General features: G+C 65.9%; 10 protein-coding genes. 7 read left to right on the top strand and 3 right to left on the bottom strand.

Annotation, left to right across the window (positions count from 1 at the left end):
- Positions 1-77 precede the first annotated feature (77 nt).
- A complete protein-coding gene (locus tag LFT49_RS03640) occupies positions 78-935 on the top strand; it encodes a hydroxymethylpyrimidine/phosphomethylpyrimidine kinase (protein WP_237429778.1) in 858 nt (285 codons plus the stop codon).
- A gap of 112 nt (positions 936-1,047) precedes the next feature.
- Here LFT49_RS03640 and LFT49_RS03635 read toward each other — a convergent pair whose 3' ends face one another.
- Positions 1,048-2,796 (bottom strand): pyruvate dehydrogenase, encoded by a 1,749-nt coding sequence (locus LFT49_RS03635; protein ID WP_236821189.1) that lies wholly within the window; start codon positions 2,794-2,796, stop codon positions 1,048-1,050.
- Between the two features lie 191 nt (positions 2,797-2,987).
- Complete coding sequence (locus tag LFT49_RS03630) at positions 2,988-4,379, bottom strand: MFS transporter (RefSeq protein ID WP_237429777.1); 1,392 nt, start codon at positions 4,377-4,379, stop codon at positions 2,988-2,990.
- A 239-nt stretch (positions 4,380-4,618) separates the two neighbouring features.
- Between LFT49_RS03630 and LFT49_RS03625 the strand changes: the two genes are divergently transcribed.
- From LFT49_RS03625 to LFT49_RS03610, 4 genes are all read left to right on the top strand, one after another.
- Positions 4,619-5,290 carry a response regulator transcription factor gene (locus tag LFT49_RS03625; protein WP_237429776.1) on the top strand — a complete coding sequence of 224 codons (672 nt, stop codon included), beginning with the start codon at positions 4,619-4,621 and terminating at the stop codon, positions 5,288-5,290.
- Positions 5,287-6,738, top strand: a complete 1,452-nt coding sequence (locus tag LFT49_RS03620) for a sensor histidine kinase (protein ID WP_237429775.1) — start codon at positions 5,287-5,289, stop codon at positions 6,736-6,738. The genes LFT49_RS03625 and LFT49_RS03620 overlap by 4 nt, the downstream gene beginning before the upstream one ends.
- 73 nt (positions 6,739-6,811) lie before the next feature.
- Positions 6,812-7,765: a TAXI family TRAP transporter solute-binding subunit gene (locus LFT49_RS03615; protein WP_237430464.1), complete on the top strand. Its 954-nt coding sequence runs from the start codon at positions 6,812-6,814 to the stop codon at positions 7,763-7,765.
- 476 nt (positions 7,766-8,241) lie between these two features.
- Positions 8,242-9,804, top strand: a complete 1,563-nt coding sequence (locus tag LFT49_RS03610) for an alpha/beta hydrolase domain-containing protein (RefSeq protein ID WP_237429774.1) — start codon at positions 8,242-8,244, stop codon at positions 9,802-9,804.
- Between the two features lie 141 nt (positions 9,805-9,945).
- On the opposite strand, the gene LFT49_RS03605 is transcribed toward LFT49_RS03610, so the two are convergent.
- A complete protein-coding gene (locus LFT49_RS03605) occupies positions 9,946-11,457 on the bottom strand; it encodes a helix-turn-helix transcriptional regulator (RefSeq protein ID WP_236800970.1) in 1,512 nt (503 codons plus the stop codon).
- 149 nt (positions 11,458-11,606) lie between these two features.
- On the opposite strand from LFT49_RS03605, the gene aceA reads away from it, so the two are divergent.
- Both aceA and aceB read left to right on the top strand, forming a co-directional pair.
- Positions 11,607-12,923: an isocitrate lyase gene (gene aceA / locus LFT49_RS03600; RefSeq protein WP_237429773.1), complete on the top strand. Its 1,317-nt coding sequence runs from the start codon at positions 11,607-11,609 to the stop codon at positions 12,921-12,923.
- 250 nt (positions 12,924-13,173) lie between these two features.
- A complete protein-coding gene (aceB, locus tag LFT49_RS03595) occupies positions 13,174-14,826 on the top strand; it encodes a malate synthase A (protein WP_237429772.1) in 1,653 nt (550 codons plus the stop codon).
- The last annotated feature ends 19 nt before the right edge of the window (positions 14,827-14,845 follow it).

Genomic DNA, 14,845 nt, shown 5'->3' with positions numbered 1-14,845 from the left:
CGCTGAACACTCGCTTATCACAGCCGCTGTACGCCCCTACATGGATAGCGTCCGACGCCGGGTGGCAGGATGGGGGCATGACTTCCGTATCCCCTGACGCAACGCTGTCCGCGGACGCCCCCGCCGTCGTCCTCACCATCGCAGGCTCCGAGGCCACCGGCGGCGCCGGTGCCCAGGCTGACCTGAAGACCTTCCAGGAGCTGGGTGTCTTCGGCATCGCCAACCTCACCTGCATCGTGTCCTTCGACCCGAAGGACAGCTGGAACCACCGCTTCGTGCCGGTGGACCAGCAGGTGATTGCCGACCAGCTGGAGGCGACGACGGCGGCCTACGGTCCGGCGTCGGGCGCCCCTTCGGCTTTGGACACGGTGAAGATCGGCATGCTGGGCAGCCCGGCCACCATCAGCACGGTGGCCAATGCGCTGCAGGAGAACAGCTTCGCCAATGTTGTCCTGGACCCGGTGCTGATCTGCAAGGGCCAGGAACCCGGCCACGCGCTGGACACGGACCAGGCCCTGAAAGCGCAGATCCTGCCGCTTGCCACCTTCGTCACGCCCAACCACTTCGAGGCGGAATCGCTCTCCGGCCTGGAGATCACCGACGTTGAATCCCTCAAGGCCGCTGCCGTCCGCATCCACGAGCTCAGCGGAGCGGCCGTGCTGGCCAAGGGCGGGGTGCGGCTGGAAGGCCCGGACGCCGTGGACGTGTTCTACGACGGCGAAACCCTCGAAGTCCTCAGCGCGCCGAAGGTGGGCGAGGTGGCCGTGTCCGGCGCCGGTTGCTCGCTGGCCGCCGCCGTCACGGCCGAGCTTGCCAAGGGCGCCAGCCCGCTGGCGGCAGCCCGGACCGCCAAGGACTTTGTGACCACCGGCATCCGCAACCGGGTTGCCTCCGGCGCCCCCTTCGATGCCCTGTGGCAGGGCGGCGCCCGCTAGCTCCACAGAACGCGCCATCAGCTTTCGCACGAACACCCGGAACGCCCCTGCAATCAGTGCAGGGGCGTTCCGGCTTTAAGGGCGCTGTGTGATGGCGCGTGTGGAAAGGAGGTTACCGACGCGGGATGTTCCGGAGGTTGCTGCGGGCCATGCTGACGGCCTCTCCCGCGCCACGGTTGAGGACCACCTTCGACATGGCGGTGGCGAACCCGATCACCTGCGATCCGGAGATCTTCGGCGGAATGGACAGCGCGTTGGGGTCGGTGATGAGCTCCACCAGCGACGGGCCGGGGTGCGCAAACGCCTCCCGATAGGCCGCCTCGATCTGGCCCGGATCGGTAACCCGCACGGCGTGGAAACCCAGCGCCTGTGCCACGGCCGCATAGTTGGCGTCCGGCACGTCCACGCCAAAGTCGGGCAGCCCGTCCACCAGCATCTCCAGTTTCACCATGCCCAGGGTGGAGTTGTTGAACACCACCACATTGACCGGCAGCTTGTAGGCGGCGGCGGTGATGAGCTCGCCCAGCAGCATGGACAAGCCTCCGTCGCCGGACACCGAAATGACCTGGCGCCCCGGGTACGCCAGCTGCGCGCCGATCGCGTGCGGAAGGGCGTTGGCCATGGAGCCGTGCAGGAAGGAACCTATCAGCCGTCGGGTGCCCAGCGGGTTGATGTAGCGTGCGGTCCAGACGTTGCACATGCCGGTGTCCGCGGTGAAGATGGCATCCTCGGCGGCCACCTGGTCCAACAGCGACGCCGCGTACTCGGGATGGATGGGCTGCTTCTTCTCCACCTTGCGCGTGTAGGCGCCCACGGCCTTGTTCATCAGCCGGTCATGCTTCTTGAGCATCTGGTCAAGGAACCGGCGGCTCTTCTTGGCCTTCACCAGCGGGATCAGCGCGCGAAGCGTGGGGAGCACGTCGCCGTGCACGGCAATATCGACGTCGGTCCGCCGGCCCAGCCGCTGCGCCGCCCGGTCCACCTGTGCGGTGCGGGTGTCCGGCAGGAACTGGTCGTACGGGAAGTCCGTGCCCAGGAGGATCAGCAGGTCTGCGTCCTCGATGCCCTCTGCCGCCGCCCCGTAGCCAAGGAGGCCCGTCATGCCGATGTCGAACGGATTGTCGTACTGGACAAAATCCTTGCCGCGCAGCGAGTGCCCCACCGGTGCTTTGGCCAGCTCGGCGAGCGCCATCAGCTCACTGTGCGCGCCCTCCACGCCCGCCCCGGCAAAGATGGCCACCTTGCCGGCGTCGTTGATGGCGTCCGCGAGCGCCTGCACGCTGGCGGGGTCCGGGACCAGGGTTGCCGGCCGGAAGGTGGCCGGCGCGGGAGTGGGGCCTACTGCTTCGAGGCCGGCGATGTCACCGGGAAGGGTCACGACGGCGACTCCGCCCAGACCCAGCGCGTGCTGGATGGCGCTGTGCATCACGCGCGGCGCCTGCTCGGCAGTGCTGACCAGTTCGGAGTAGACCGAGCACTCGTTAAAAAGCCGGTCCGGGTGGGTCTCCTGGAAGAAGCTGCTGCCGATCTGCTTGCTGGGGATGTGCGAGGCGATGGCCAGCACGGGGGCACCGGAACGGTTGGCGTCGTAGAGGCCATTGATCAGGTGCAGGTTTCCGGGGCCGCAGGAACCCGCACACACGGCCAGCCTGCCGGTGAGCTGTGCTTCGGCGGCAGCGGCGAGGGCGGCGGCCTCCTCATGCCGGACGTGGATCCAGTCGATGCCGCCCTTCGCGGAGCCTCCCGTCTGGCGGACGGCGTCCACGATCGGGTTGAGGCTGTCACCCACGATCCCGTAAATCCGCTGCACACCGGCAGCCTGCAGTTGTTCGATGAGTTGGGTGGCAAGTTCCTTGGCCATGGGTGCAGACTCCCGCGATTGTGGTGGTGTTCTGACATGGCCCAATATAGTCCGCCCACCTCAGCGGGCACTTCGGAACAGGTATTCAGCAGCAGCCGCAAGCCGAAACAAAAAGGAGGCGTACGACGGCGGCCGGGCAGCCGCCGTCGTACGCCTCCTTGGGAGACGGGCACCCTTGGGTGCCTTCCGGACTAAACGCCGAGGGCGTCCTTGTCCTTGCCGCCTCGGGGTGCCTGTTCCCAGGCGTGGCCCTGCTCGTCGTCCAGGTGCGTTGTCTTCTTGTTCTTCAGCGCGAAGATGTAAACCACCAGCGAGATGGCGATGGCCACCGTGACGTAGGTGAAGAACAGGTCCTCCCGCTCCGCCTTCTGGAAGGCCGCGCCGATCAGCGGCACGGTGCCGCCGAACAGCGAGTTGGCGATCGCGTAGCCCAGGCCCACGCCCAGGGCGCGGATGGAGGCCGGGAAGAGCTCCGCCTTCACCAGGGCGTTGATGGAGGTGTAGCCGCCCACGATCACCAGGCCGCCCATCATGAGCAGGAACGCGGTGAACGGATCCTTGGTGCCGGCCAGGGTGGACAGCAGCGGCCACGTGAACAGCACGCCGGTGATGCCGAACCAAAGCAGCAGGGGCTTGCGGCCCACCTTGTCCGAGATGATGCCGTAGACGGGCTGCAGCAGCATGAAGATGAAGAGGGCCCAGAAGTTGATCACGGAGGTGTCGGTCTTGGCGATGCCGGACGTATCGTTCATGAACTTCAGGATGAAGTTGGTGTAGGTGTAGAACGCCACGGTGCCGCCCAGGGTGATGCCGATGCAGACCAGCAGCGGCTTCCAGTAGCCGGTGAAAAGCAGCTTCATGGTGCCCGGCTGCGCCTGGCCCGGCTTCGCGGGGGCCTTGGCGGCGTTGATCTGTTCGGCGGAAACCGTCTCTTCCATGGAGCGGCGCAGCCACAGCACGACGAGGGCCGCGACGCCGCCGATGGCGAACGGAATGCGCCAGCCCCACTCGTTCAGGTCGCCCTTGGGCATGACGTTCTGCAGGATTACCAGGACCAGCAGGGCCAGCATCTGGCCGCCCACCAGCGTGACGTACTGGAAGCTGGAGAAGAACCCGCGGCGCTTGGTGGTGGCAGCCTCGGACATGTAGGTGGCGCTGGTGCCGTACTCACCGCCCACGGAGAAGCCCTGGATCACACGGATGATCACCAGCAGGATCATGGCCCACAGGCCGATGACGTCCTGGGTGGGCAGCACGGCGATGGCGAAGGAGCCTGCGGACATCAGGGTGACACTGAGCGTCAGTGCAGCCTTCCGGCCGTGGCGGTCCGCGTACCGCCCGAAGAACCAGGCGCCGATGGGCCGCATGAGGAACGACGTCGAGAAGACGGCCATCGCTTCGAGGCCCGCCTGGAGTTCATCCTTGGAATTGAAGAAGTGCGCTTGGAAGTAGGCTGCGAAGACCGTGTAGACGTAGAGGTCGTACCATTCCACAAGGTTGCCGGCGGACCCCTTCAGGATGTTGCCCACGGCCCGCCGGGTCTGGGCGGCCTCCGATACGGGCGCGGTTTGTTGGGTGCTCATCGGTGAGTTCCTCCTTGTGGTGACGTGCGTCCTCCAACGCCGGAGGGCCTCATCAACGGTATGGGTGATCCACCGCACAGCCAACGTGGCAGGGCATTTCCTAACACTTCCTTAGGTTTTGCCTGGCCCGCCTTCCCGCCCTGCCTGCCGGCCGCCGTCGGGCATAACCGTTCCTTAGGCGGTAATCTCCAAAGGCGGGGGATGAACCGGACACTGCACAAACAGCAAGGAAAATGGCTATGGACGTGCTGATCGTCGAGGACGACGACGCCATGGCCGGCGCCCTTACCGCCGCCGTCGAAAGCGCCGGGCACCACCCGCAGCGGCTCGCCCGGGGCGCGGACGCACTGCTGTCGCACCGGAACTTCCAGGTGATTCTCCTGGACCTGGGGCTGCCGGACATGGACGGACTGGAGGTCCTGCGCAAGCTCCGGCAGGTCACCGACGTCCCCATCCTGATCCTGACTGCCCGCGACGACGAACGCAGCGTGGTGCTCGGGCTCCGTTCCGGCGCGGACGACTATCTGGTCAAGCCGGTCAAGCTGGTGGAACTGCTGGCCCGGATCGAGGCGGTGACACGGCGGGCGGGGCGCGCGGGTGGCACCCCGCAGGAAGACATCATCGTGCTGGACGACCTCGCCATCGACTTCAACCGGCGCGCGGCTTCCAAGGGCGGGCTGCCCCTGCCCCTCACCGCCACGGAATTCGAACTCCTGGCCCTGCTGGCACGGCACGCCGGTTCGGTGGTCACCCGCGAACAAATCCTGGACGCACTGTGGGGCGATGCCTTCCTGGCATCATCCCGTTCCCTGGACGTCCACCTCACAGGGCTGCGGGCCAAACTGCAGAAGCCCGGCTTCATCATCAACGTTCGCGGCGTGGGCTACCGGGTAGAGGCGGCCGGCGCATGAGGCTGCGGGTCCTGGGTGTGCTCAGCGTGCTCTGCCTGGTGGTGGTCTTCCTCATTTCGGGCACCATCCTCACGTCGGCATCCCGTGAGTTGACCCAGGAGCTGCAGATCAACCGGGCGGCCTCGCTGAACCGGCTGGCGCAGGTGGCCTTCGATGCGGCGGGCGACGGAGACACTGTGCGGCTGCAGCGGGAAATGGACACGTACTCCGGGCTTTACGGCGAGGGCATTGTGGTCCGGGTGCAGGCGGCGACCCTGGCCTCCGGGGGCCTGTCCGCCGACCGGGCGGACGTGCAGAACGCCTTGTCCCTTGCCCGGCTGAACGTGAGCGGCACGTCCCTGGAACCGCTTGAACCCTTCGCCTCCGGCTCCCGCGTCATCTTCCGGTCCTTCGGCAGTGCCAGCCAAGTCCTGGGCGCCGTGGTCCTGGACGTCCATGCGGACACGGCACAGCAGAAGCTTCGTGAGCGCTGGCTTGGGGTGGGCGTCGCCGCAGTAGCGCTGGCCACCATTCTCCTGGTGGGGGCTGCCCGGGTCACCGGCTGGGTCCTGCGGCCAGTCCTCCGCCTGGATTCGGCAGTGCATGAGCTGGAGCGGACCGGGCGCATGGAACGCCTCCCGGAGGACGGGCCACCGGAGCTGCGGGAATTGAGCCGTTCCTTCACCGCGATGGCCAGGACCGTGAGCGCCAGCATGGCGGCGCAGCGCCAGCTGATCGCGGATACCTCGCACCAGCTCCGGAATCCGGTGGGGGCGCTCCGGCTGCGGCTGGACCTGCTGCAGCTCGAGCTCAAGACGGCCCGCGAACACGATGCTGCCGAGCGTGCCGTGGCGGAGCTGGACCGGGTGGAGGAGATCCTGGACGGGGTCCTGAAGCTTGCGGCCGCGGAGCACCGGGCGTCCGAAGGGTACCTCCGGGCTGCCGGTAGTACGCCGCAGCATCCGCCTGCCCAGCCGGTGGATCCATATCCCGTGCTTCAGGGGGAGATCGAGCGGGCAGCGCCGCTGGCGGAACAGGCAGGCTCCACGTTGGCCCTTTCCGACCCGCCGCAGCCGCCGGTGCTGGTTGCCTGCCATCCGGCGGAGCTGGCCCAGATGGCAGGCGAGCTGCTCAACAACGCCATCAAGTACGCGCCCGGCGCGACGGTTACGGGGGCCGTCCGGCGGGAACAGGACGTGGTGGTTGTGGAAATTTCCGACGACGGTCCGGGGCTTTCCGCCGCAGAGCGCGCCTCTGCTGCCATTCGGTTCTGGCGGTCCCCGCGGCACTCTTCCGTTCCGGGGACGGGGCTGGGCATGACGATCGTGGGCGAGCTTGCCGCAGCCAACGGCGGACGGCTGGTCCTGGCCGAAGGCACTCCGCAGGGGTTGTCAGCGCGGATCGAATTTCCCGTGCTACCGGCTGGGCGGGTGGACCCTTCGTCCGAAGGAAGTGGTACGCGTGCCTGACCCTGGTGCTTCTGGTTCCCCGGGCAAGGCTGGCTCCCCCGGCTTCCCTGGCCCCTTCCCGCCCCGACGGTCCGTGCTGAAGTCAGCCCTCGCCGTCGGACTCGGAGCGTTGCTGCCGCCCTCCCTCGTTGCCTGTACCGGCGGGGACCGGCCCGAGACCCTGGTGGTGGCCGGCGGCGAACCGGGCGGGTTCTACCTGGAGTTCTCAACGTTGCTGGCCGCCGCGCTGGAGCGCCACGGCGTTGCCGCGCACGCGCGGGCGGTGGCCACGGGCGGAAGCCTGGACAATATCGCCGAACTGCAGGCCGGGCGGGCCGCCTTTGCCGTAGCCCTGGCCGACGCCGCCGTCCAGCCGGGCGCTGGAGCGGAGATCGCCGCCATTGGGAAGGTGTACGAAAACTACGTCCACTGCGTGGTGCGGAAGGACAGCGGCATCCGGGACATCTCCGGGTTGGCAGGACGCCGGGTTGCGGTTGGCCAGCCGGGATCGGGCACGTCCCTGACCACTCCCCGGCTGCTCCAGGCAGCAGGCCTGGGCACCTCGGCGGATGCCGCTGCGCCCGCTGCCGGGACTACCGCCGTCGAGAACCTTGGCCTCAATGACGGGATCGCCGCCCTTAAAGCTGGAACGGTTGATGCCCTGTTCTGGTCCGGCGGGGTTCCCACGGCTGCCATCGCGACGGCCCAGCAGGAGGTGGCACTTGGACTGCTGGACTTGTCGGGTCTGCTGCCGGAACTGCGCCGACGATATGGCGGCATGTACGACCGCGTCCTGATCCCGGAAGGCAGCTATCCCGGTGTTCCGGCAGTGTGGACGGTGGGAGCACCCAACTTGCTCCTGTGCCGCCGGGACCTGGACAACGCCACCGTGGAGCGGACGGTGCAGCTGCTGGTGCACAACGCCGGGGAGCTGATTCCGCAGTCAACCCTGGGCGTTCAGTTCCTTAGCGCGGAGAGCCTCATCAACACCGCCGGCGTCCCCCTGCACCCCGCCGCCGCGGACGCGTACCGGACGCTGCACGGCTGACAACGCGCGGCTATACCTCATGGTCCACGTGGTCCCGGACCAGGGCGGTTCTTACCAGCAGGCAGGATGCACGGATGTGCATGAAACGGAACGACCTGCGATCCCAGACAACGGTCGCCGAAGAAAGGCTGCGGGAGAAAACGGGGCGGTGTCGCGCGGAGAAAGACCTGTGACTGGTGTGATTATTGATGATTCCAGAAGGCGCGTCGCTTCCTCTGCCCGGTACAGGTTCACACCCGGCCCACAGCAAAAAACCATGTCCGGTTGGGGACCAAAGCGAGTGGAACTGCACGTCGTTGCAAAATAACTAAGCAGCCTTGCTTGTGCAAAAATGCCCCACCTACGATCAGACGCATTCCCTGACGACGGCGGGTTACACCCGCAATTGACGTTGCGGCAGGAGCGCACGGCACTGCAGCCGTTGCGCCGTGAACCGCGTCGGGCAGAGCTGCCCGATGCCGATAAGGAGCGAACCTATGAGAAGCCGATATCCAGCGTCCGCGCTGCTGACCCTGTCTCTGGTTCTGGCCGGCGTCAGTATGTCAGCCATTCCAGCGACAGGAGCAGCTCCACTCAAGCCGTCACAGGCCGCGGCGGAGGGCACAACACCCATTCCAGCCATAGAAGGTCCCCTGGCTACCACGCCCGGATCACACCCTTTCGGCGCTGCTGATCACCAGGAGGTTCCGCAGGACCTCGGGAAGCTCGGCTATGTGGAGGAGGAATACCTGGCCAGCGGCACCTCTAACGTCTACACCTGGCCCGCGGCAGGCCCGGCCCAGGTTCGGACTCCAGCGGCGCCGTACACCACCCGGGTGCTGGTGCGTAAGCCGGCTTCAGGCCAAAAGTTCAGTGGCAACGTCATTGTTGAGATGCTCAACCCCAGCAACCTTTTTGACCTGAACATTGGCTGGGCCATGGCGCACGAGCAGATCGTGAAGAACGGTGACGCTTGGGTGGGTATTACCGCCAAACCGATCGCTGTCCAGGCACTGAAGAACTTTGATCCGCAACGGTACGCCGCTTTGTCCTTCGCGAACCCGCTTCCGCTGGACGACCCGGCCAACTGCACCGCCGTCGCAGCGGATTCGGCCAGGACCACCGAGAACGGCCTCATCTGGGACATCTACTCACAAGTCGGGGCCTGGCTCAAGAGCGACAGCGCAACAAATCCCCTGAGCTACGGGTCCCCGGCCAGCCGGGTAGAGAAAGCGTACGGCTTCGGCTACTCCCAGACCGGAGGATTCCTGGTCAACTACATCAATGGAATCCACCCACTCGTGGTCCAGTCTGATGGCAAGCCTGTGTACGACGCCTATATCGTCGCAGTCGCCGGCGGCGCCTTCGCCGGTGCCTACCCTATGAACCAGTGTGAGCCGGCGCCTCCAGCCGAGGACGCGCGCCGCCAATTCAAGGACGTTGGCGTCCCCATCATGCGGATCATGTCCCAATCGGACTACCTCCGTGGCATCGGATCACGCCGTGCCGACAGTGATGTACCGGGTGACCAGTACCGGCACTACGAGATGGCCGGGGCCGGCCATGCAACACCGGACGAATTGACCTTCTCGGCGTCTTCCGCCGATATTCTCGCGGCGGGTCGGGCTGTTCCTCCGATGGCCTGCAACGAAGGACCACGCAGCAGGTTCCCCAGCGCCATCTTCTTCAACGCCGCCCTCCGGAACATGGATCTGTGGGTACGGGACGGCATCGCCCCTCCGCGAGCTGAACCCATCCTGGTCCGCGACGGTGCACCGGTGCTGGACGAGTTTGGCAATGTGCAAGGCGGGCTCCGTTCGCCCTTCCTCGACGTCCCGACGAGCACCTGGTACGGCACAGCGACAGGGGCATCTTTCTGCTTCATTGCCGGCTATGAAAAACCGCTGCCCCAGGGAGTAGTCGACGGCCTGTACCCGAACCACGGTGCCTACGTTTCGGCCGTGAAGGACAGCGTGCAGGCACTGAAGCGGCAAGCATTCCTCACGGACTACGACGCCACGGATCTGCTGAAGCAGGCGGCTCAGAGCGACGTCCCCTAAGAACCTTGCAGTAACCACCACCTCGCAAACAATCGACTGAAACGCTGGGCCGTTCTGGAGTTCCTCGACGGCCCAGCGTTTCAGTTTTTTTGGGGAGGACTGACGAGTTCCCAAGAAGTTGGAGCCCGCTGTCCGCGGACCTCAACTCCCCGAGTGGGCCTGCAGGAAGCTGTACACCTCGGTCTCGTCCACGCCGGGAAAGGCTCCGGGAGGCATCGCAGCCAGCAGATGCGAGTGGGCACGTGCCGACGGCCAGGCGTTGCCTGCCCACTGGTTGGTCAGTTCGGCCGGCGGCCGCTTGCAGCAGGTGGGGTCGGGGCAGTTGGAGGTGGCGCGGGCGCTGGTTTCGCGGCCACGGAACCACTTCACGTGCTGGTACGGCACCCCGATGCTGAGCGAGAATTCACCGCTGGGGGAACGCTCAGTGCGCGCGGTGCACCAGTAGGTCCCGGACGGCGTATCGGTGTACTGGCTGTAGGCACTGAACTTGTCCGGCACATCGAAGACTGCCCGTGACGTCCAGGCCTTGCAAGACGGCTGCCCCTCGATGGCGCCGGTGTGGTCCTGGGGGAAGTTCACACCGTCATTCTCGTAGGCCTTGTAGATGATGCCGCTTTGGTGTGTCTTCTGGAAGTGCGTGGTGATGCCCAGGTGCTTCGTGGCCAGGTTGGTGAAGCGGTGCGCCGCGGTCTCGTAGGAAACGGCGAAGGCATCCCGGATGTCTTCCACCGCGATTTCCTTGGCCGCCTTGGCTTTCTGCAGAAATTCGACGGTGGCCTGCTCGGGCAGCAATAGTGCGGCGGCGAAATAGTTGGTGGCCACCCGCTGCGCAAGGAAGTCGCCGTAGTTCTTGGGCGTCTCGTGGCCCAGGACGTAGTGCCCCAGCGCCTGCAGCAACACCGAGCGGGGGTCATGGTCCTGCCGCTGGCTCTGCGTCAGGTAAATTTTGCGGTTCTTCAAATCCGTCACTGAACGGGTGGAATGCGGCAGATCCCCCACGTGGTGCAGGGTGAAACCGAGGTGCGCGGCGATATCCGCAATGACGTGCTGGCTCAGCGGACCGGTGGTGTAGCCCACCTCCTTGAGGACCTTTTGTGCCTCGGCCTCGTACTCAGGAAAGTAGTTGCCCCGTTCCCGCATCATCGCCCGCAGCTCACCATTGGCGCGGCGTGCCTCCTCGGGGGTGGCCACCTGCTCATTCATCTTGCGTTCCAGCTCATGCAGCAGCCCCACTTGGGCCTCCAGGACATCCAGCGGCAGCCGCGAGCTGATGCGGATCTTGGGCAGGTCCAGGGACTCGTACAGCGGCCCCCGCTGGTACCGTTCCAGCTCGATCTCAAGGGCGGCCCGGCGGCTGGGTGGCTCAGCGCCGAGCAGCTGGTCGATGGTGACGTTCAGCGCTGCAGCAAGGTGCTGGAGCAGCGTCAGCTTGGGCTCACGCTTGCCGTTTTCAATCAGGCTTAGCTGGCTGGGCGCGGTGCCGACGGCGGCGCTCAGGTCATCGAGCGTGAGCCCGGCTTGTTTGCGCAGATGGCGGACCCGGCGGCCCAGGGCGATAACGTCCAGTTCCGCTGCGGCGGTGGACGGAGGCTGGGAAACGTCCCTGTTCCAACTTGAAGGCGACATTTCTGAAGAATACGTGAAGAAGTGCATTTCTTTCCACCACTTTCATCTAGAAAGGGGGTTGAAAGTGCTGAAAAGTAGTTGTCACGGAAAGAAACACCGCGCCGGATAAGCCGGTGGGAGCCTCAACGACGCGGCTACCACCTACTCCATCCGGAGCTCAATCAAGGAGATCAACGATGACTGCAGCATTTGAGCCCACCCAGCAGACGCCCGAAGAGCAGGCCGCCGCCCTGGAGCTCGAGTGGGCCGCCAACCCCCGCTGGGAAGGTGTGACCCGGGACTACTCAGCTTCCGACGTCGTCCGCCTCCGCGGCCGCGTCTCCGAAGAGCACACCCTGGCCCGGCGGGGTTCGGAGAAGCTGTGGAAGCAGCTCACCGAAGAGCAGAAGACCGGCGGCTACACCAACGCCCTGGGCGCCCTCACCGGCAACCAGGCCGTGCAGCAGGTCAAGGCCGGCCTCCGCGCCATCTACCTCTCCGGCTGGCAGGTTGCAGCGGACGCCAACAACTCGGGCCACACCTACCCGGACCAGTCCCTCTACCCGGCCAACTCGGTCCCCACCGTGGTCCGTCGCATCAACAACGCTCTGCTCCGTGCCGACCAGATCGAGTTCTCCGAGGGCATCCAGACCGTTGAGGACTGGCTGGTCCCGATCGTTGCAGACGCCGAGGCCGGCTTCGGCGGCCCGCTGAACGCGTACGAGCTCATGAAGTCCATGATCCAGGCCGGCGCCTCAGGTGTTCACTGGGAAGACCAGCTGGCATCCGAAAAGAAGTGCGGCCACTTGGGCGGCAAGGTGCTCATCCCCATCCAGCAACACGTGCGCACCCTGAACGCCGCCCGCCTGGCAGCTGACGTCGCCGGCACCCCCACCGTCGTCATCGCCCGCACCGACGCCGAGGCAGCCACCCTCATCACCTCCGACGTCGACGAGCGGGACCAGGAATTCATCACCGGCGAGCGCACCGCGGAGGGCTTCTACAAGGTCCGCAATGGCATCGAACCCTGCATCGCCCGTGCCAAGGCCTACGCCCCGTACTCCGACCTCATCTGGATGGAAACGGGCACCCCGGACCTGGAACTGGCCCGCAAGTTCGCCGAATCGGTCAAGGCCGAGTTCCCGGACCAGATGCTTTCCTACAACTGCTCGCCGTCCTTCAACTGGCGCAAGCACCTGGACGACGACACCATCGCCAAGTTCCAGCGCGAGCTCGGCGCCATGGGCTTCACGTTCCAGTTCATCACCCTGGCCGGCTTCCACGCCCTGAACTACTCGATGTTCGACCTCGCCCACGGCTACGCCCGGGAAGGCATGAGCGCCTACGTCGAACTCCAGGAAAAGGAATTCGCCTCCGAGTCCCGCGGCTACACCGCAACCAAGCACCAGCGCGAAGTCGGCACCGGCTACTTCGACAGCATCTCCACGGCGCTCAACCCGAACGCCTCCACCCTCGCATTGGTCGGATCGACCGAAGAGGGCCAGTTCCACTAATTTTCGCCCAAGGTGAGCCATTCGCCTCGCTCACCGAAGAGGCACGACGGCGGCACGCGCCTGAGCGTGACGTCGCCTGGCCGGGATGGGGAATCCGGAAGCGTGCGTAAAGGGGCCCTGTCCCCGGCGTCGACCGAGCTTTGCGAGGTCTTACGCCGGGGACAGGGATAGCACGCGGAGGATTTCCGATCCCGGCCCACCCAGGTAAGTCCCGCCGTCGAACTTCCCTTTTGTCTTTAAGGAGACTGAGATGAACAGCTTCACCGATAGCTTCACGATCAATGGCATTACCCTGACCGCGCAGCCGATTTGCCGGCAGGACGAAGTACTTACCCCGGACGCTCTGACGTTCATCGCGAAGCTGCACCGGGCCACTGCCAGCCGCCGGCAGGAGCTGCTGCAGGCACGGCGCACGCGGCGGGCTGACATCGCTGCCGGCGCCGATCCGCGGTTCCTCCGGGAGACCGAGCACATCCGGAATGACCCGTCCTGGCGGGTCGCTCCCCCGGCACCTGGCCTCGAGGACCGCCGGGTGGAAATCACGGGCCCTGTGGACAAGAAGATGACCATCAACGCCCTGAACTCCGGCGCCAAGGTGTGGCTCGCGGACATGGAGGACTCCTCCACCCCGACATGGCGCAACGTCATCAAGGGCCAGCTGAACCTCACCGATGCGCTGGAGCGCCGGATCGACTTCACCAGCGAAGAGGGCAAGGAATACAAGCTCCGCCCGGCGGGCGACCTGCCCACCATCGTGGTCCGGCCCCGCGGCTGGCACCTGCCGGAGAAGCACATGCTGATCGACGGCCAGCCGGTCACCGGCGGCATCGTGGACTTCGGCCTGTTCTTCTTCCACAACGCACGCCGCCTCCTGGCCCAGGGCAAGGGCCCGTACTTCTACCTGCCCAAGATCGAGAACCACCTCGAAGCCCGGCTGTGGAACGACATCTTCATCCTGGCCCAGGACTTGCTCGGCATCCCGCAGGGCACCATCCGGGCAACGGTGCTGATCGAAACCATCACCGCCGCGTTCGAAATGGAGGAGATCCTCTACGAGCTGCGCGACCACGCCGCGGGCCTGAACGCCGGCCGCTGGGACTACATCTTCTCCATCATCAAGAACTTCCGCACCCGCGGCCCCCGCTTCGTGATGCCGGACCGCAGCCAGGTGACCATGACGGCCCCCTTCATGCGCGCCTACACCGAACAGCTGGTCCGGGCCTGCCACAAGCGCGGCGCCATGGCCATCGGCGGTATGGCTGCAGCCGTGCCCAACCGCAAGGACCCCGAAGCCAACGCCAACGCCCTCGAAAAGGTCCGCGCTGACAAGACCCGCGAGGCCAATGATGGCTTCGACGGCTCCTGGGTGGCCCACCCGGACCTGGTGCCCATCTGCCGGGAGGTGTTCGACGGCGTCCTCGGCGACCGCCCCAACCAGCTCGGCAAGCTCCGCGAGGACGTCACCCCTGACGACCGTGCCCTCATCGATATTGCTTCCCTGCACGGCACCATCACCGAACAGGGCATCCGGAACAACATCGAAGTGGGGATCCGCTACATCGAGTCCTGGCTGCGCGGCAACGGCGCGGTGGCCATCCACAACCTCATGGAAGACGCCGCCACCGCCGAGATCTCCCGGTCCCAGCTGTGGCAGTGGATCTATGCCCGGGCCATCACGGACCACGGCGAGATCGTCAGCCACGAGTGGGTGGAGGAACTCCTGGACGAGGAATTCGCCCGGCTGGAACGCTTCGACGGCGACCGGTTCGAGGACGCCCGCGACATCTTCGAGGAGGTCACCCTGGCCACCGAGTTCCCGTCCTTCCTCACGCTTCCCGCCTATGCCCGCTACCTGACCGAGGCCCGCGAGAAGGCAACGGTTGAGGAGCTGGCTGCGGCCTGACACTCAAGAAACTTCCGTT

Source organism: Arthrobacter sp. FW306-06-A (genome assembly GCF_021870055.1).
In the GTDB taxonomy this organism is placed as follows: Bacteria; Actinomycetota; Actinomycetes; order Actinomycetales; family Micrococcaceae; genus Arthrobacter.
Note: the sequence above shows the minus strand (reverse complement) of the source record. Positions and strands in the feature narration are given on the sequence as shown.

Bases quoted from the DNA above. Each gene is read 5' to 3' on its own strand.
- LFT49_RS03640 (WP_237429778.1), top strand. From the start codon at position 78: ATGACTTCCGTATCCCCTGACGCAACGCTGTCCGCGGACGCCCCCGCC.
- LFT49_RS03635 (WP_236821189.1), bottom strand. From the start codon at position 2,796: ATGGCCAAGGAACTTGCCACCCAACTCATCGAACAACTGCAGGCTGCC.
- LFT49_RS03630 (WP_237429777.1), bottom strand. From the start codon at position 4,379: ATGAGCACCCAACAAACCGCGCCCGTATCGGAGGCCGCCCAGACCCGG.
- LFT49_RS03625 (WP_237429776.1), top strand. From the start codon at position 4,619: ATGGACGTGCTGATCGTCGAGGACGACGACGCCATGGCCGGCGCCCTT.
- LFT49_RS03620 (WP_237429775.1), top strand. From the start codon at position 5,287: ATGAGGCTGCGGGTCCTGGGTGTGCTCAGCGTGCTCTGCCTGGTGGTG.
- LFT49_RS03610 (WP_237429774.1), top strand. From the start codon at position 8,242: ATGAGAAGCCGATATCCAGCGTCCGCGCTGCTGACCCTGTCTCTGGTT.
- LFT49_RS03605 (WP_236800970.1), bottom strand. From the start codon at position 11,457: ATGCACTTCTTCACGTATTCTTCAGAAATGTCGCCTTCAAGTTGGAAC.
- aceA (WP_237429773.1), top strand. From the start codon at position 11,607: ATGACTGCAGCATTTGAGCCCACCCAGCAGACGCCCGAAGAGCAGGCC.
- aceB (WP_237429772.1), top strand. From the start codon at position 13,174: ATGAACAGCTTCACCGATAGCTTCACGATCAATGGCATTACCCTGACC.